20 protein-coding genes are annotated in these 15,411 nt (G+C 43.6%); 5 read left to right on the top strand and 15 right to left on the bottom strand.

Annotated elements, in window-relative coordinates; translation table 11 throughout:
- Positions 1-4: 4 nt before the first annotated feature.
- The 4 genes from AC2Q9J_RS08585 to AC2Q9J_RS08570 all read right to left on the bottom strand — a co-directional run bounded on the left by AC2Q9J_RS08585 (position 5) and on the right by AC2Q9J_RS08570 (position 4,209).
- Entirely contained in the window at positions 5-307 is a 303-nt protein-coding gene (locus AC2Q9J_RS08585) for a hypothetical protein (protein ID WP_499038981.1), read from the bottom strand.
- Complete coding sequence (locus tag AC2Q9J_RS08580) at positions 291-731, bottom strand: acyl-CoA thioesterase (RefSeq protein ID WP_499038979.1); 441 nt, start codon at positions 729-731, stop codon at positions 291-293. Before AC2Q9J_RS08580 ends, AC2Q9J_RS08585 begins: the two co-directional genes overlap by 17 nt.
- 131 nt (positions 732-862) lie before the next feature.
- On the bottom strand, positions 863-3,577 hold the full coding sequence (gene acnA / locus AC2Q9J_RS08575) for an aconitate hydratase AcnA (protein ID WP_499038978.1): 2,715 nt from the start codon (positions 3,575-3,577) through the stop codon (positions 863-865).
- Between the two features lie 125 nt (positions 3,578-3,702).
- Positions 3,703-4,209, bottom strand: a complete 507-nt coding sequence (locus tag AC2Q9J_RS08570; protein ID WP_499038976.1) for a DinB family protein — start codon at positions 4,207-4,209, stop codon at positions 3,703-3,705.
- 319 nt (positions 4,210-4,528) lie between these two features.
- On the opposite strand from AC2Q9J_RS08570, the gene AC2Q9J_RS08565 reads away from it, so the two are divergent.
- The 3 genes from AC2Q9J_RS08565 (at position 4,529) to AC2Q9J_RS08555 (ending at position 6,605) form a co-directional block, all read left to right on the top strand.
- Positions 4,529-5,380 (top strand): site-specific integrase, encoded by an 852-nt coding sequence (locus AC2Q9J_RS08565; protein WP_499038974.1) that lies wholly within the window; start codon positions 4,529-4,531, stop codon positions 5,378-5,380.
- A gap of 326 nt (positions 5,381-5,706) precedes the next feature.
- Positions 5,707-6,249, top strand: coding sequence for a cysteine hydrolase family protein (locus tag AC2Q9J_RS08560; RefSeq protein WP_499038972.1), 543 nt, complete (start codon positions 5,707-5,709; stop codon positions 6,247-6,249).
- An 89-nt stretch (positions 6,250-6,338) separates the two neighbouring features.
- Positions 6,339-6,605 (top strand): GlsB/YeaQ/YmgE family stress response membrane protein, encoded by a 267-nt coding sequence (locus AC2Q9J_RS08555; RefSeq protein ID WP_499038970.1) that lies wholly within the window; start codon positions 6,339-6,341, stop codon positions 6,603-6,605.
- 43 nt (positions 6,606-6,648) lie between these two features.
- Here AC2Q9J_RS08555 and AC2Q9J_RS08550 read toward each other — a convergent pair whose 3' ends face one another.
- On the bottom strand, positions 6,649-7,296 hold the full coding sequence (locus AC2Q9J_RS08550; RefSeq protein WP_499038969.1) for a lytic transglycosylase domain-containing protein: 648 nt from the start codon (positions 7,294-7,296) through the stop codon (positions 6,649-6,651).
- 120 nt (positions 7,297-7,416) lie between these two features.
- On the opposite strand from AC2Q9J_RS08550, the gene mscL reads away from it, so the two are divergent.
- Entirely contained in the window at positions 7,417-7,800 is a 384-nt protein-coding gene (gene mscL / locus AC2Q9J_RS08545; RefSeq protein WP_499038967.1) for a large conductance mechanosensitive channel protein MscL, read from the top strand.
- Positions 7,801-7,844: 44 nt separating this feature from the next.
- Here the strand turns inward: mscL and AC2Q9J_RS08540 are convergent, their stop codons facing one another.
- The 4 genes from AC2Q9J_RS08540 to AC2Q9J_RS08525 form a co-directional block, all read right to left on the bottom strand.
- Positions 7,845-8,411: an SCO family protein gene (locus tag AC2Q9J_RS08540; protein ID WP_499038965.1), complete on the bottom strand. Its 567-nt coding sequence runs from the start codon at positions 8,409-8,411 to the stop codon at positions 7,845-7,847.
- Between the two features lie 95 nt (positions 8,412-8,506).
- The gene (locus AC2Q9J_RS08535) at positions 8,507-8,632 is read right to left on the bottom strand and encodes a YvrJ family protein (protein WP_084245964.1); all 126 of its coding nucleotides are present in this window, start codon (positions 8,630-8,632) and stop codon (positions 8,507-8,509) included.
- 64 nt (positions 8,633-8,696) lie between these two features.
- Positions 8,697-8,912 carry a DUF2922 domain-containing protein gene (locus AC2Q9J_RS08530; protein ID WP_499038964.1) on the bottom strand — a complete coding sequence of 72 codons (216 nt, stop codon included), beginning with the start codon at positions 8,910-8,912 and terminating at the stop codon, positions 8,697-8,699.
- 22 nt (positions 8,913-8,934) lie between these two features.
- A complete protein-coding gene (locus AC2Q9J_RS08525; RefSeq protein WP_499038962.1) occupies positions 8,935-9,153 on the bottom strand; it encodes a DUF1659 domain-containing protein in 219 nt (72 codons plus the stop codon).
- Between the two features lie 120 nt (positions 9,154-9,273).
- Here AC2Q9J_RS08525 and AC2Q9J_RS08520 point away from each other — a divergent pair, with 120 nt between their 5' ends.
- Positions 9,274-9,708: a DUF2621 family protein gene (locus tag AC2Q9J_RS08520; protein ID WP_499038961.1), complete on the top strand. Its 435-nt coding sequence runs from the start codon at positions 9,274-9,276 to the stop codon at positions 9,706-9,708.
- A 31-nt stretch (positions 9,709-9,739) separates the two neighbouring features.
- Here the strand turns inward: AC2Q9J_RS08520 and AC2Q9J_RS08515 are convergent, their stop codons facing one another.
- The 6 genes from AC2Q9J_RS08515 to AC2Q9J_RS08490 all read right to left on the bottom strand — a co-directional run bounded on the left by AC2Q9J_RS08515 (position 9,740) and on the right by AC2Q9J_RS08490 (position 15,331).
- Entirely contained in the window at positions 9,740-10,240 is a 501-nt protein-coding gene (locus AC2Q9J_RS08515) for a CcdC family protein (protein ID WP_499038959.1), read from the bottom strand.
- Positions 10,233-10,379, bottom strand: coding sequence for a hypothetical protein (locus tag AC2Q9J_RS08510; RefSeq protein ID WP_499038957.1), 147 nt, complete (start codon positions 10,377-10,379; stop codon positions 10,233-10,235). Before AC2Q9J_RS08510 ends, AC2Q9J_RS08515 begins: the two co-directional genes overlap by 8 nt.
- A 24-nt stretch (positions 10,380-10,403) precedes the next feature.
- Positions 10,404-11,114, bottom strand: a complete 711-nt coding sequence (locus AC2Q9J_RS08505) for a cytochrome c biogenesis CcdA family protein (RefSeq protein WP_499038956.1) — start codon at positions 11,112-11,114, stop codon at positions 10,404-10,406.
- Between the two features lie 209 nt (positions 11,115-11,323).
- Positions 11,324-11,764 carry a hypothetical protein gene (locus AC2Q9J_RS08500; RefSeq protein ID WP_499038954.1) on the bottom strand — a complete coding sequence of 147 codons (441 nt, stop codon included), beginning with the start codon at positions 11,762-11,764 and terminating at the stop codon, positions 11,324-11,326.
- A gap of 28 nt (positions 11,765-11,792) precedes the next feature.
- Positions 11,793-13,577: an ABC transporter ATP-binding protein gene (locus AC2Q9J_RS08495; RefSeq protein WP_499038953.1), complete on the bottom strand. Its 1,785-nt coding sequence runs from the start codon at positions 13,575-13,577 to the stop codon at positions 11,793-11,795.
- On the bottom strand, positions 13,574-15,331 hold the full coding sequence (locus AC2Q9J_RS08490) for an ABC transporter transmembrane domain-containing protein (RefSeq protein WP_499038951.1): 1,758 nt from the start codon (positions 15,329-15,331) through the stop codon (positions 13,574-13,576). The genes AC2Q9J_RS08495 and AC2Q9J_RS08490 overlap by 4 nt, the downstream gene beginning before the upstream one ends.
- Between the last annotated feature and the right edge of the window lie 80 nt (positions 15,332-15,411).

The following is a 15,411-nucleotide window of genomic DNA, read 5'->3' as shown; positions in this document are numbered from 1 at the left end:
TTTTCTATTTTTTCTCCAAGCGTTCCACTTGCTCCAGAAGATTTTCCGCTTTCAAAATTGATTTTTGACGGTCTCCAAAAAGATCGAAATGCGGATAATTTCCGCGAAGATCCAGCCATTCCGGCTGCAGTCCATATTTTTTTCCCCATAATTCCAACTTTTCCAGATCGCTGCAGCCGACTTTTGTCACTGTGCTGCAGCCGGGAAATCGTTCATCAACCCAGTAATGGGTCAAAAAAGCAATATCTCCCGTTTCCACTTCCCGTTTCCAGCGTTCTAGTTCAGCTCTCTTAATTCCGAACGCCATGTTCTTCCCTCTTTTTTATTTCTTCGTATTTTTCATGCCATTCAGGATAGATTTTCTGCAAAGAAACGGGACGGAAAGTATCTTTCTTTACGACTACATGTTCAGATGTTGCTTTAGCTGCAAGTGTGCCGTCTTCGTGCAGGATTTCGTAGCCATATGTGGTTCGCAGGCGGCCGTGTTCTTCAACCCATGTTCGGACAGTCGCTTTCTGGCCGTAGCGCATCGCTGCCTTATACTGGATTGAAATGTCGGTCACTGGTGACAGATAGCCCTGTTTTTCCATTTCCGCGTATGTAAAACCTACATCTTCAATCAGCTTTGTGCGGCCAATCTCGAGCCAGATAATATAGTTCGCATGATAAACGACACCCATCTGGTCTGTTTCCGCATAGCGGATTTCTATTTCTTTTTCACTGATATGCATTTCACTTTCACCTCTATGTCAGTATACAGAAACTGCTTTTAAAATTCTAAGAGAAAAGGCTGCCCGAGGGCAGCCTTTAGATATTATTCTGTTTTGTTGATGTCAAGACTCCAACGGCCGTTTCCGCTTTTCTATACTTCCAACAATTTGTTGCGAAGCACCATTTGCAGGATACCGCCGTGACGGTAGTAATCAACTTCAACTTCAGAATCGAAGCGTGCAAGGACATCGAACTCTGTCACTTTGCCGTCTTCAGCAGTTGCAGTAACTTTAAGGATGTCGCGTGGTTTAACATCATCCGTCAAGTTTACTGAGATTGACTCGCGGCCAGTAAGACCCAGTGATTCTGCGTTTTGGCCGTTCAAGAATTGAAGCGGCAGAACGCCCATCATGACAAGGTTCGAACGGTGAATACGCTCGTAGCTTTCCGCGATGACAGTTTTGATGCCCAATAGGAAGGTACCTTTTGCTGCCCAGTCACGAGAAGAGCCCATGCCGTAGTCTTTGCCTGTCAAGATAGCAAGGCCAGTGCCTTGTTCCTGGTATTTCATGGCTGCATCATAGATAGCCATCGTTTCACCCGTTGGCCAGTAAGTAGTGTAACCGCCAGTTGTTCCTGGAGCTACCTGGTTACGGATACGGATGTTGGCGAATGTTCCGCGCATCATAACTTCATGGTTGCCGCGTCGAGAACCATAAGAGTTGAAGTTGCGTGGTTCCACGCCGTTTTCACGCAAGTATTTGCCCGCAGGAGTATCTTTACCGATCGCACCGGCTGGTGAGATGTGGTCAGTTGTAATCGAGTCAGCAAATTTTGCAACTACGCGCAAGTCAGCCAATGGCTGGATTGGCGCCGGTTCTGTTGACATGTTTTCAAAGAACGGCGGGTTTTGGATATAAGTTGAATTGTCATCGAAATCATAAAGTGCATCGTCGTTTGTTTCGATTGCGTTCCATGCTTCGTTCTCGCTGAATACATGCTCATATTCTTTACGGAACAATTCAGGTGTAACTGTGTTGTGAACAGCTTCCTTGATTTCACTTGTTGATGGCCAGATATCTTTAAAGAAGACATCATTTCCATCTTGGTCCTGTCCGATTGGATCAACTTCGAAATCGATATCCACTGTTCCAGCAAGAGCATAAGCTACTACCAGCATTGGTGATGCAAGGTAGTTCGCTTTTACCAATGGGTGGATGCGCCCTTCAAAGTTACGGTTACCGGAAAGTACTGAAGAAACAAGCAAGTCATTGTCCAAAATCGCATCTTCGATTTCAGGAAGCAACGGGCCTGAGTTACCGATACATGTTGTACAGCCGTAACCTACAAGGTTGAAGCCGATTTGGTTCATGTAATCCAATAAACCAGAATCCTGCAAGTACCCAGTAACTACTTTTGAACCTGGTGCAAGGGAAGTTTTAACGTAAGCAGGAGGAGTCAAGCCTCTTTCAACGGCTTTTTTCGCTACAAGTCCCGCGCCAAGCATTACGTATGGGTTTGATGTATTTGTACAAGATGTAATTGCTGCAATTGCCAAAGAACCAGTCTTCATTTCAACGGAGCGTCCGTCTTTGAAGTTTACAGTTGCTGTTTTAGCGATTTCAGCTTCATCAAGCGCAAAGCCATGCGGCCCTTCAGGCGCTGTTACAGCTTTATTGAATTCAGTTTTCATAGCAGACAACGGAATCAAATCTTGTGGACGTTTTGGTCCTGCAAGGTTTGGTTCGATTTCAGAAAGGTTGATTTCAACAAGGTCCGTGTAGATCGGATCTTCGTTTTCAACAGTGAAGAACATGTCGTTCGCTTTTAAGTATTCTTTAGTGATTGCAATTTGCTCTTCTGTACGGGCAGTCAGACGCATATAGTTCAATGCTTCTTCATCAACTGGGAAGAAACCGCAAGTTGCGCCGTATTCAGGAGCCATGTTAGCAATTGTCGCACGGTCAGCAAGCGGCAATGTTGTTACACCTGTGCCGAAGAACTCGACGAATTTACCTACAACACCTTTTTTACGCAATGTTTCAGTGACTTTAAGCGCCAAGTCAGTAGCAGTTGCACCGTTTGGCAATTCTCCAGTCATTTTCACACCGATAACTTCAGGAATTGGGAAATAAGATGGTTGTCCAAGCATACCGGCTTCCGCCTCGATGCCGCCAACTCCCCATCCAAGAACGCCGATTCCGTTGATCATTGTCGTGTGGGAATCAGTTCCCACCAATGTATCAGGGAAAGCTTCGAATGTTCCATCAGCGTTTTCAACTGCATGGACAACATTCGCCAAGTACTCAAGGTTAACTTGGTGAACGATACCTGTAGCAGGTGGAACCGCACGATAGTTGTCATAAGCTTTTTGAGCCCAGTTAAGGAATTGGTAACGCTCCGCGTTGCGGTCGAATTCCAATTCCATGTTGATGCGAAGCGCATCTTGGGAACCGTAGTTATCTACTTGTACAGAGTGGTCAATTACAAGGTCAACCGGAATTTCAGGGTTGATCTTATCTGGATCTCCACCAAGTTTAGACATTGCTGAGCGCAATGCTGCCAAGTCGACTACTACCGGCACACCCGTGAAATCCTGCAAAATTACGCGGGAAGGTTTGAATGGAACTTCCGCTTCTTTATTGGCATTCTTGCCCCATTTCGCCAATTCTTCAACGTGCTCATCTTTGATCACATATCCGTCATGCTGACGCAATACGGATTCCAATAGAACTTTTACTGAGTAAGGAAGGCGTGATACTTTCGCGATTCCTGCTTCTTCAAGTGCAGCCAGACGGTAATAATTATACGTTTTGCCGTTTAGCTCAAAAGAAGTGCGGCTGTTGTGCAAACTGCTTTTTGCCATGTCGTGTTCCTCCTTTGATTCTCTGAAAAGGCTTTAAATAGCTTCTTTTCTCCTCTTCCATCATAACGAAAACCGATGCATAAGTAAATTACATTAAAATTATGGAATGTGATAAGTTTTTCTAATTACTGTTTTTGTTTCTCATCAATTTCTCTTAAGGTGTTTTCAAGCTGTTTAAAATGTCTTTTCTCATGCAGGCCAACAAATGGAAACCATTGTTCAAGCGGAACGTTTCCAAACACTGGATGTGGCAAAGACTTCGATTTTAATGAATCTTTAGAAGCATTGTCATACACATTATTTAATCGTTCCCGTGATGCCCTTAATTTCTCTTTCATTTCATCAAGTCTGATATAATCTTCCGATGGGACTGTAAAGGACGGTGCATCTACTTTTATCGCCCTGCTGACTGTCAGTTGAATGGGCTTTTTAACAGCTTTTTTGCTGGCGTCCCGTTCCAGCTCTTTTGATATATTTTTAGCAATGACATTTTCCATTAATTGAAGATGATCCAGTATCTGCATAGGAGACCATTTGCCTTCAGCCGGCTTCTCATTCAATTTCTCGTCAGAAAGGCCTTCCATCACATTAAAAATGCGTCTGCGAATTGCCTCATTCTCCTCTTTATACATTTTTTCTCCCCTTTCAGCTTTTATAGCCAGCCCTACTCATTGCATACCCTATTAATTGACGGTCAACTCAATCTTTTCTTACATCTTTTCAATGTTAATTATGAGCGAATTTAATTTTCTTGTCGACTTCTTTTGAATTTTATGATAAACCCTTATGTATCAAAGTATTCAAGGGAAAATATTATTTAAATAAGTTCCTGCACTAATATCTACTCTAATCTCAAATCTCCCCTTCCTTTGCCCCTACGGGAAAGCACGTTCCCTTCGCTTCTAAATATGGTATAATTTTCAGTAAATAAAAGATGCAGAGGTGAGCAGCATGCCTTATGGTTATGAAAAATATCGTTTGGAAAACGGCATCAGCCCGAATACGGTAGTCCACGAAGTCCAATTGATCCATTCCCTTCTCGCTTTCCTTGCCAGATCTTATAAAAAATCGGTGGAACCACATGAAATACGGCCGGTTGACATACAAAATTTTCTCCATGAACAGCGAAAAACCGGCATCAAGGACAGTACATTAAATAGAAAAATCATTTTTATCCGCCAATGGTTCGATTATATGTGGCGAATCGGCCGGATTCCGGTTGATTTTATGCCAAAATTCAAATACTCGGAGAAACTCGATCTGACTCCGCCGGATATTCACCTCGATTATGCGCAGCTGCTGGCGAAAAAAGATGCAGTGCTCGATACCGAACAACTTTCGTTGAACGCAAAAATTCTTTACATCCTCTACCTTCGAGGGCTTCGGCTTCGAGATATGGCTGGGATAGACATCAGCCATTTTGAAGACAAAGGCCATAAACTGACTCTTGCCTTCGAAAAGAAAGATGGTTATATGAGCCGAATCGACTTTACCGGAAAAGAAATTGCTGTTCTTCTCGAGGGAATTGAGCGCGCGATTTTCCGAGGAACTCCTTACCTTCTTTCATCCAAGGTAAATAATGAATACACAATGTTCCAGATGGGTTCACTTTCCGATTACACAGAAGCCCTGTCCTCCTTTATCGGCATGCCAATGCGTTCGGGGGATATCCGGTTTGCCTATGTCCATTATCTTTACTCGGCAGAACAAAAAAACCTGGAAGAAATCCAGGGAATTTTGGGAGTATCTCTCGATTCAGCGTCCCGTATTCTAAAAGATTCCCTGCAACGATTAAAGAAATAATATTACACAGCAAAAATGAAGAAGCCGGCAAAGGATATTCCTTCGCCGGCTTCTTCACTTGTGAATGACACTTTTGCTTAACCTGCCTGTCTGCTTAAGAAAAGAACCCGAAATTCAGCGCCAAGTTGAAGACGATGATCGTGTGGATGACAACAAACCACATCCCTTGCCTATTCAAACGTTCGACGTTTTCATATTGCATGCGGTTTCACCCTTTCTTTTCTCTTTATTATATCGAATATTCTGTCTATTATCAATAGCCTTGCTCTTTCTAATTTCATTTCATTATGGTTAGATAGAAGAAAATAGAGACTGGAGGAATCAGGATGAAAAAAGCGTTGCTGGTTGTGGATTACACAGTCGACTTTGTGGCTGATGACGGAAAATTGACTTGCGGCAAGCCTGGTCAGTTAATTGAAAACGCTATATGCGCGTTAACCGAAAAATTTTTGGAGAACGATGATTTTATCGTTTTTCCAGTGGACTTGCATGAAGAAGACGATACACTGCATCCCGAGCATAAACTATTCCCTCCCCATAATATAAGAGGAACAGAAGGCAGAAATCTTTATGGGCAATTGAGCTCGCTGTATGAAGCGAACAAAGATAAAATACTTTGGATGGATAAAACTCGTTACAGTGCCTTTGCGGGAACCAATCTTGAGATCCTGCTGCGTGAAAGAAAAATTGAAGAAATTCACATTGTCGGCGTGTGTACTGATATTTGCGTCCTCCACACGGCAGTCGATGCATATAATAAAGGCTTTGCGATTTCAATCTATCAAGACGCGGTAGCAAGCTTTGACCAAGAGGGCCATAACTGGGCTTTGCGGCATTTTGCCAATACCTTAGGCGCACAGGTTTTATAAAATTTTCCTAGTCGATGTTTTAAAATTCCCGAATGAGGTTATATCAGTAGTGTAGCAATCATAACTACTAAAAAAGGAGTTGGAACACGATGGGATTCATTTTATTTCTAATCATGGGCGGTATCATCGGTTGGCTAGCAGGACTTATTTTAGGTAAAGATATTCCAGGTGGTATCATCGGCAACATTATCGCAGGTATTATCGGCGCATGGCTAGGCAGCCTGTTGCTTGGAGACTGGGGACCTGAAATCTGGGATGTTTACATCATTCCTGCATTGATCGGTGCTTTGGTTCTAGTATTCGTATTGAGCCTGATTCTTGGTTCAATGGGCAAAAACAGACGCAATCGCGCATAATTAAATAAGAAAAAAAAGAGCGGACAACTTGTCCGCTCTTTTTCTATTCAGCAAATTCTTCATTATACAAATTGTAATAATACAAAATCTCTTCTACATATTCATCGCTGTGGTTATATTGGAAAATCGCTTTTTCCAATTCACCGTCTGCTGCCCCGTTTTTAGACAAATAATTCGCTGCGCTATAAAGGGCATCCGTCAGGTCATAAGGATCTGCCACTCCGTCTTCGTTGCCGTCAATCCCATAACCTCCAAATGATTTTATAACCTCAGGATCCGTTTTCTCATCCTCTGGTATTTCCCCCTGCCCCAGTCCTGAACAGGTTGGATGGCTCCATCCCACGAAAGTGCATGGCATGAACTGCATATGCCCTTCGGCACCAACCGGCGACAATAAAGGATCCATAGTGGAAAATCTTGTTTCAACACGATGATGCGCTGCCAGCAAGGTCCAAGGAATTCCGTATTCTTCAGCTGTTTCTTTATACAATGGGATATATTCTTCTGGAACTTGCATTTCCCTGAATATATTTGGAGTCTCCTTAAGGGCTGTCATTACCGTATCAGGATTAAAAAAATAATACACGATGACGAATAATGTAAAACTGACCAAAAGTGCCGGCAATAAAGTGATCAGAAAGAGAATCTTCAGCATGCCGCCTTTTTTCAGTTTTCTTTTTTTCTTTTTCATTTCTTCACGCCCAACTGCTTATTTTCTCTAGTTTAGCATAAAAAGCTCCTTAGTTCTGTCGCCACAAGTACTATCTTTTCCCGATTTCTAAATGTAAAGTAATATACGGAGGTGAATCAAATGTGGAATGATTTTAAAGCATTTGCTTTAAAAGGCAATGTATTGGATTTAGCGATCGCTGTTGTGATCGGCGCTGCATTCGGTAAGATCGTGACATCGCTGGTGGAGGATTTGATCATGCCTGCAGTGGGATTGCTGCTGGGTGGGTTCAGCATTGCGGAAGCTGTATATCAAGTCGGCGATGCAACGCTGAAATACGGTGCTTTTTTACAGTCGGTGCTGGATTTCTTAATTATTTCTTTTTCTATTTTTATGGTCATCCGCCTGTTCATGAAATTCCGTCGCAAGGAAGAAATGCCGGATGAGGAAGTTGTACCTGAACTGGACAAAAAAGAAGAATTGCTTGTCGAAATTCGGGATCTATTAAAGAAACAACAGCTTTAATACGCATAAAAGACTCATTCCATAGTAGGAATGAGCCTTTTATTTTATTCGCTTTCATCCAATAACTCTTTTAAATCCCCAACAATTTCTTCGACAGGAACATCTCCATAACCGTCGTAGTTATGCGCCACCTCGCCGTTTTTGTCCATTAAATAAAAACTGGTGCCATGCACAACCTGATCACTTGAAGGGTCATTTTTTACAAAAGACTGAAAGTTATCTTTGGCATATTCAGCGATATAGTCTTGCGAATAACCGGTCAAAAGATGCCATTTCGATTCATCCGGCACATTGAATTTATTGAGATAATCTGCCAGCACATCAGGTTTATCTATGGCAGGATCTACTGAAAAAGCAATAATTTTATATTCATCTATTCCCTGTGCCGCCAATTCTTCCTGGATGCTTGCCATATTGAAAGTCATAGGCGGACATACCGTCGTACAATTTGTAAAAACAAAAGTGGACAGCCAAGGGGTTCCTTTAAGGCTCTCAAGTGTGACTTGTTCTCCTCGCTGGTCGGTGTGCTCAAAATCTTCGATTGCGGAATTGCCGCAAGCTGCCAGCAGCAACACAAAACTGATTACCGCAAATGCCATTATTTTCTTCATCGTGCCGCCTCCACAATACATACTGCCTTCATCTTAAATGAAGAACGCGGTCTAGACAACTCACATCAAGCAGCCTTTGTCACGAATTTGTGAAATCATAGCCTGATGGCGATCAATGCTTCATGTATCGCCACAAGTTTGGTTTCCACCCGGTGCATCAGATAAAACGATACAAAAATCGGAAAGCCCACTTCCTGGATCAATCGCATCCAATCTTCCATTCTTTCTCCTCCTCTCTTTCAGCTATAAGTTAAAAAGCCCTCCATTTCAGGAGGGCTCCAGTTCTTATACTTCGTAGTCGACGATGTTTCGTTCAACTACCCGTGCACCTTTGGCGATTGCAAATGGCGAGCCTTCAACCTCAAAGATGTTTTGCGTGATGATCGTCTGCATGCCAGCCGCGAGTTCCAGAGCCGTCAGGTCTTCTCTCGGTTCTTCAACAGAAAGCACCACATCTTTGCCGGCGCCTGTTTCAAAAATCAATTCCAATGTTTTTGCCATTTCCTATTCCCCCCTAGTGTAATTATGCGTAGATCGAAAGGTTAGACTGCTTTTCCAAATCCATCAGCGGTTTGCTTCCGAATTCCGTCAGTACACGGGCTGATTCGAAAATTCCGGTTGCTGATGCCGTATCTGATACATTGTGGTACGCTTTCACTTTCTTCCTCGGTTTGCCGAGTGCATCAAAACCATTATCGAATGTCAGGCGGATGCTCGCCTTTTTGAAGTCGCTGTTTGCCATTTTGTCTCACCTCCTCTCACCCGCTATATAGACAGTTAGGATAAAAAGGGATACATTTTTAATGAATTTTTTTTATTTAGCTCTTATAATGGAGATATCGGAAGGTATGAGGTGAATATCGTGGCATTAGAAGGTTGGTTTTTATGGTTCATCCTGTTTTGGGTAGTGGTCCTTGTCGGTTTATTCGCGATTGGCGGGTATTTTATGTTCAGGAAGTTCCTGAAATCCATTCCAAAAAAAGACGGACTGTCGGATTTGAATTGGGAAGAATATTATGTCGGCAAAACCATCCATTTATGGGGAGACCGTGAAAAAGAATTATTGAATGAATTGGTACAGCCTGTACCCGACTTGTTTCGGCCAGTTGCCAAACAAAAAATAGCAGGCAGAATCGGACAGATCCTGTTGGAAGAAAAAGTTTCAAAAATGGAGCATGAACATATTATCAGAGGCTATATCCAGGCGACGCCAAAACGCGACCATAAATTTTTGCGTAAAAAGTTGGACGAGCTCAATATCGATGTCGCACCGTATGAACATTATTTTGAGCAATAAGGAAAAGTGATAAACAAAAACGCAGTACCCATCAACCGGGTACTGCGCTTTTATTTTTTTCTGCCAGTTTTTTAAATTGCAGATACATAGCCACACGCCAAGGAATAATCATCCCGAATGCCAGGATCCAGAACATGCCGGCCAATTCACCGATATCAATGGTGGAGCTGAGAATCACTTTAGCAAGCAAACGGACCAGCAATAATCCGATTAAAATGAAGATAAATGCTTTCGATTGCTTTAAATAGATTTCTCCTTCTCTTTCTTCAAATTTCGATGTCCAAATTAAAACCACCGAAAAAAGGATGCCGGCGGCCAGCGCTTCAGCAATTTGCGGTGGCGCTACCCGGAAGAAAGGAAAGATGAACATCAATGCACCTGTAGACATAAATAACGGCGGCAATAGAATTTTTTTCACGGAAGCCGGTTTCTTGGCTGAGCGAGACCTTACAAAGATTGCAAAAATCCCCATAAAGACCGCTCCAACGGTTGTAATCGCCAAGTAAACTACCGGAGGGATCTGTTCAAACATTCAATCCCTCCTTAAACTCATTAATTTTCGGACGCAGCCCTTCACAGACAGAACAATTATCGGTTTTGACAAACAACAAAAAAGATTCTTTACTGCTGACTAATTGCCGGTATTCATTCATGTAATTGATGGTTTTCATTGTTTTCACCTGCTTTAAGATCAATTAGAAGCCCTGGAAATCCCCGAAAATTGGGCTCAAAATACGGATTAGGTAAGTCATTCCATCAAAGAACAGCAAAATTCCGACTGCAATCATGATGAATCCGCCGACTTTCATAATCGTGTTATTGTGCTTGCGCAGCCAGCCGAGGCGGGTTACGAAGAACGAAAGAACGAAGAACGGAATCGCAAAACCGAGAACATATGCAAGCATATACCAGACACCTGAACCTGGATTTGCTGCGGCCAACGTGTAAATGGCTGCCGTTATCGGTCCCGTACAAGGTGTCCAGCCAGCGGCAAACGCCAAACCGATGATAAAAGTTCCGAGAAAACCGGATGGACGGTTCTTAAATGAAAACTTCTTATCTGCCATCAGGAATTTCGGCTGGAATACGCCGACGATCATTAGACCGAATATAACGATGAAAATGGCGCCAACTTGGCGGATCAATTCATCATAGCGGATAAACCATTCATAGAAGAACGATGTGCTGAAGCCGAGTGCGATAAAAATCGTTGAAAATCCAAGCAGGAAGAAAAGCGTATGGAACATGCCCCTGCGCTGCATGACTTTCTTGTCGTTTTTGATTTCATCAAGCGACATGCCGGTAATATAGGATAAAAATGCCGGATATAAAGGCAATGTGCATGGTGAAATGAAGCTGAGGAATCCTGCCCCAAAGGCCAGGAAAAGGTTAATGTCACTTGCCACTGTTTCCACTCCTTCATTATGCTCTTCCCATCTTATCAAATTTGTCCACAGAAAACTGCCCTTTTGCCTGTGAACTCTTTGTGAATGAGCTTAGCGGAACAACGGTTATACAACAGAATCAATTATTTATTAAAAGTTTCTTCTATTATATAGAAAAAACAGGAGAGAAAGATGAAATTCTTTCTCTCCTGTCCGTAACTCCAGTTTCTTTAATTTCCTCTTGTTTTATGCCTGGCAATATAGATAACGCATGCCATAATCACGAGGACAAGAATCATTAAAATACGATAATCCAATAAAAGATTCATAAAGTGAAACTCCGGTTTTTGCCGGTAGACGGCTTCTAAATATTCATTTTCCACTTCCACTGCGATTGTTTTCGCAAGATCTTTTCCGTTAATAGCATAATAGACAGTGCCGCTTGGGTAATAATTCGAAGCGTTGCCGTTGTATGCGCCTGACATATCATCCGCCATTGTCGCCACTCTGCCTATTGGTTCAGCAATATCACTTGCAGGCACCTGCTCTGCTTCTAATACTTCATAAAGTCTTCCGTCCCAAACCACAAAAGGATATGCCCAGGACAAAGCCTGAGCCGTTCCGCAAAATATAAAGACAATCAGCAATACAACCGGAATGATTTTCTTCATGGGATCCTCCAATGATCGTATTCGCTTTTTACTTACTGACGTTTTCCACAATGCCGTTTTGAAGCAGGTACATTTTATGATAGAGTCCCCGCGCTGCCAACAGCTGCTGGTGGGTTCCGCGTTCGACAATTTCCCCCTGATGCATAACGAGAATCAGTTCCGCATCCTGAATTGTGCTTAGTCTATGAGCGATTGCAATAGTGGTCCTGCCCTTCCGCATCCTTTCAAGGCTCGTCTGAATGGCGACTTCCGTTTCCGTATCAATATTGGCTGTTGCTTCATCCAGCACAAGAATCTTCGGATCAGCTGCCATTGTTCTGGCAAAAGCCAGCAGCTGGCGCTGGCCGCTCGAGAATGTGGAACCTCTCTCCGTCACTTTATGGTCATAGCCATCCGGCAATTGTGCAATGAATTTATCGGCTTGCACAAATTCAGTAGCTGCACGGATTTCAGAAAACGGCATATCCGGATTATAGAGCCGTATATTGCTTTCAATCGTTCCATAAAATAAAAACGGATCTTGCAGGACGAGTCCCATTTTTCTGCGCAGTTCGCTTGAACGGTAATTCTTCACGTTGACGCCGTCTATCAGGATGTCCCCTTTTTCATATTCATAAAATCGCATCAATAAATTGATGATTGAACTTTTTCCGCTTCCCGTATGCCCCACAAGAGCGACAGTCTTCCCGGGTTCGGCTGTAAACGAGATATTCTTCAAAACTTCCGCCTGGCCGTCATAGGAAAAGCTGACATTCCTGAATTCGATGCGGCCTTCTGTAATCTCAGCTGCCGCCTCTTTTTGAGCTGGTGCTTCGTCCTTTTCATCTAATAAATCGAAGACACGAGACGCAGCTACAATCGCCTGCTGGAAAATCGACAAACGCTGCATGACTTGATTGATCGGTTCAAAGAATCGGTCTATATAGGTGACAAATGCATAAATGACCCCGACTTCAATGGTTGAATTGAATGATGTGATGCCGAAATAACTGAGCAGCATAATCAACGCCAGTGTATAAACCAGGTCAATCGCTGGCCGCAGCAACAAGCCGTCAATTTTAATATTTCGTTTTCCGGCATTCCAGTGTTTTTCATTGATTTCATTGAATTCATCCTGCATCCGGCGTTCCTGGCTGAAAGCCTGGATCATGCCCATTCCCTGCACCGACTCGGAAATTTTAGCGTTCAGCTGACCGAGCCGCTCACGCAGATCCTGGTAGAAAATCGAGCTGTATTTCCGGTAGATGTACATGATCCAAAATAGGATCGGCAACAGGATCAACGTGATCAATGCCAGTCGCACATTCAGGAAGAACATGGCAATGTATACACCGATAATCAGGAATATGCTCTGAATAAAGCCAATGAGTACGGTAACGAACATTTCTTTTATCGCTTCTGTATCATTCGTGACCCGGGAAACAATGCCCCCCGCTGGTGTCTTATCGAAATAACGCATCCCGAGGCTCTGCACTTTTGTAAAGACGTCGATGCGCATTTGCTGAATGATTTTAAGCGCCGCCTCCTGGAATTTCAGCAATTGAAAATAACTGATGATGACATTTGAAACCTGGATGAATAAATAACCAAGCGCCAAGCCGGTTACCGGACCTGTCGGGAAATTGCCCGGAGTCAAATAGCCATCGATGAAGGTTTTGATGATCAACGGTCCAAGCACATCGCCAAGTACTGTCAATACCAGCAGCAACATGGCAACGGACAGCATTTTTTTATGGGGAATCAAATAAACGAGCAGGCGTTTGAATACCACCCATTGATCTCTGCCGGTCAATTCTTTTTGTTTTTCATTCATTGCGTCTCGCCTCCCTGCTCGACGAGTGCCTCAAGTTGCTGCAGCTCATACATTTCAAAATAAATCCCTTTTTTCTCCATCAATTCATCATGGGAACCGATTTCCGCCACTGTGCCGGCTTCCATGACTACTATTTGATGAGCGTGCTGAATGGCACTTAGCCGGTGGGAGGTAATGATTGTCGTTTCGCCAGTACGCGTCCGTTTCAGTGATTCCAGAATCGCTTCTTCCGTTTTAGCGTCTACCGCTGACAATGAATCATCCAGAATGAGTAATTCCGGCCCCATCATCAAAGCACGCGCAATCGAAATCCGCTGTTTCTGTCCGCCCGATAACGACACACCCCGTTCGCCGACTACAGTATTATAGCCTTCTGTAAAGTTTAAAATGTCTTGATGGATATGAGCCAGCTGTGCCGCCTGATGGATTTCCTCTTCAGTCGCTTCAGGTCTCGCGAATGCGATATTGCCAGCGACCGTTGTCGAGAACAGGAAATGATCCTGAGGAACATAACCGATCGCCTCTCTCAGCTTTTTCTTCTTATAATCGTTGATGGAGCGTCCGCCGAAAAGAATTTCGCCGCTGTAATTTTCAAATTCCCTCAGCAACAGCCGCAGAATAGCCGATTTGCCGGATCCGGTTTTGCCGACAATGCCCAGCGTTTCTCCACGCTTCAACTTAAAGCGGACATCCCGAAGCGCCGCCCGGTCATCATCTGTAAATTTGAATTCTTCGAGGTCGAAAACGATATCCCCTTCCGGATGGATATCGAGTGCGCCTTTCCGGTCATCTATGTCCACCGGTTCCGCAAGCAGATTCCGAATCCGGTCATAAGAAGCACGGCCCCGCTCCACAATATTGAAAAGCCATCCGAATGCAAGCATCGGCCATACCAATAATCCCAGATATGCAGTAAAAGCAATTAGATCTCCTATTGTCATATCACCATTCGTCACGAAATAAGAACCAAATCCGATGGCTAGAAAATAACAGATGCCAATAATAGCTGATATAGTCGGATCGAATAAAGAATCGACCCGGGCGACACGGATGTTTTCATCCACTACCCGTTTCGAAAGGGCGCGGAAATCTTCAACGTCCTCTTTTTCCTGTCCAAAAGTTTTGATCACTTTCATTCCGGAGATACTTTCCTGGGTCTTGTCATTCAACCCCGAAAATGCCGCCTGTGCATCGTGGAAACGAAGATGCATCAGCCTGCCGTAATAATTTGTCAGGTAAGCCATCAATGGCAGAGGAATTAAGACAATCAATGTCAGCTTCCAATCAATGGTGATGGCCATCGCCGCAATGACGAATCCGCCAGTTGCCAGTGAGTCAAAAAGCGTCAAAACTCCTGCGCCGGCCGTCATCTGCACAGCCTGTAAATCATTGGTGGCATGTGCCATCAAGTCGCCCACACGTCTTTTCTGATAGAAAGACGGTGACATTTGTGTGAAATGGTGAAACAGCTGCCGCCGCAGATTGCGCGCTAAAATAATCGATGAACCGAAGATCATCAAGCGCCATGCATAGCGCAGCACGTACATAATCAGTGCAGATGCGGCAAGAATACCCAGCCATTTCATCAGATAAGCGGGTGTCAAAGTGCCTTTGCTGATTTCATCCACCACAAACCCTATGATGCGCGGCGGCAGTACACCGAGCAGCGCCACAATCATCAACAGAAAAATGCCGATGGCGTATTGTTTCTTCCTTTCTTTAAAAAACCAGCTCAACTCCAAAAATACGCGCATTCCAGTCTTCCCCTTGCTGTAATTTATTGTATGTATCGAACTTTTTAAGTTTATCAAATGTTTCGATAAAATAGGAGAAG

This window comes from Planococcus sp. RAB007_Raresut (genome assembly GCF_057369535.1).
Note: the sequence above shows the minus strand (reverse complement) of the source record. Positions and strands in the feature narration are given on the sequence as shown.

What these genes read in the sequence shown, in the direction of transcription:
- AC2Q9J_RS08585 (WP_499038981.1), bottom strand. Translation starts at nt 307, where the DNA reads ATGGCGTTCGGAATTAAGAGAGCTGAACTAGAACGCTGGAAACGGGAA.
- AC2Q9J_RS08580 (WP_499038979.1), bottom strand. Translation starts at nt 731, where the DNA reads ATGCATATCAGTGAAAAAGAAATAGAAATCCGCTATGCGGAAACAGAC.
- acnA (WP_499038978.1), bottom strand. Translation starts at nt 3,577, where the DNA reads ATGGCAAAAAGCAGTTTGCACAACAGCCGCACTTCTTTTGAGCTAAAC.
- AC2Q9J_RS08570 (WP_499038976.1), bottom strand. Translation starts at nt 4,209, where the DNA reads ATGTATAAAGAGGAGAATGAGGCAATTCGCAGACGCATTTTTAATGTG.
- AC2Q9J_RS08565 (WP_499038974.1), top strand. Translation starts at nt 4,529, where the DNA reads ATGCCTTATGGTTATGAAAAATATCGTTTGGAAAACGGCATCAGCCCG.
- AC2Q9J_RS08560 (WP_499038972.1), top strand. Translation starts at nt 5,707, where the DNA reads ATGAAAAAAGCGTTGCTGGTTGTGGATTACACAGTCGACTTTGTGGCT.
- AC2Q9J_RS08555 (WP_499038970.1), top strand. Translation starts at nt 6,339, where the DNA reads ATGGGATTCATTTTATTTCTAATCATGGGCGGTATCATCGGTTGGCTA.
- AC2Q9J_RS08550 (WP_499038969.1), bottom strand. Translation starts at nt 7,296, where the DNA reads ATGAAAAAGAAAAAAAGAAAACTGAAAAAAGGCGGCATGCTGAAGATT.
- mscL (WP_499038967.1), top strand. Translation starts at nt 7,417, where the DNA reads ATGTGGAATGATTTTAAAGCATTTGCTTTAAAAGGCAATGTATTGGAT.
- AC2Q9J_RS08540 (WP_499038965.1), bottom strand. Translation starts at nt 8,411, where the DNA reads ATGAAGAAAATAATGGCATTTGCGGTAATCAGTTTTGTGTTGCTGCTG.
- AC2Q9J_RS08535 (WP_084245964.1), bottom strand. Translation starts at nt 8,632, where the DNA reads ATGGAAGATTGGATGCGATTGATCCAGGAAGTGGGCTTTCCGATTTTT.
- AC2Q9J_RS08530 (WP_499038964.1), bottom strand. Translation starts at nt 8,912, where the DNA reads ATGGCAAAAACATTGGAATTGATTTTTGAAACAGGCGCCGGCAAAGAT.
- AC2Q9J_RS08525 (WP_499038962.1), bottom strand. Translation starts at nt 9,153, where the DNA reads ATGGCAAACAGCGACTTCAAAAAGGCGAGCATCCGCCTGACATTCGAT.
- AC2Q9J_RS08515 (WP_499038959.1), bottom strand. Translation starts at nt 10,240, where the DNA reads ATGTTTGAACAGATCCCTCCGGTAGTTTACTTGGCGATTACAACCGTT.
- AC2Q9J_RS08510 (WP_499038957.1), bottom strand. Translation starts at nt 10,379, where the DNA reads ATGAAAACCATCAATTACATGAATGAATACCGGCAATTAGTCAGCAGT.
- AC2Q9J_RS08500 (WP_499038954.1), bottom strand. Translation starts at nt 11,764, where the DNA reads ATGAAGAAAATCATTCCGGTTGTATTGCTGATTGTCTTTATATTTTGC.
- AC2Q9J_RS08495 (WP_499038953.1), bottom strand. Translation starts at nt 13,577, where the DNA reads ATGAATGAAAAACAAAAAGAATTGACCGGCAGAGATCAATGGGTGGTA.
- AC2Q9J_RS08490 (WP_499038951.1), bottom strand. Translation starts at nt 15,331, where the DNA reads ATGCGCGTATTTTTGGAGTTGAGCTGGTTTTTTAAAGAAAGGAAGAAA.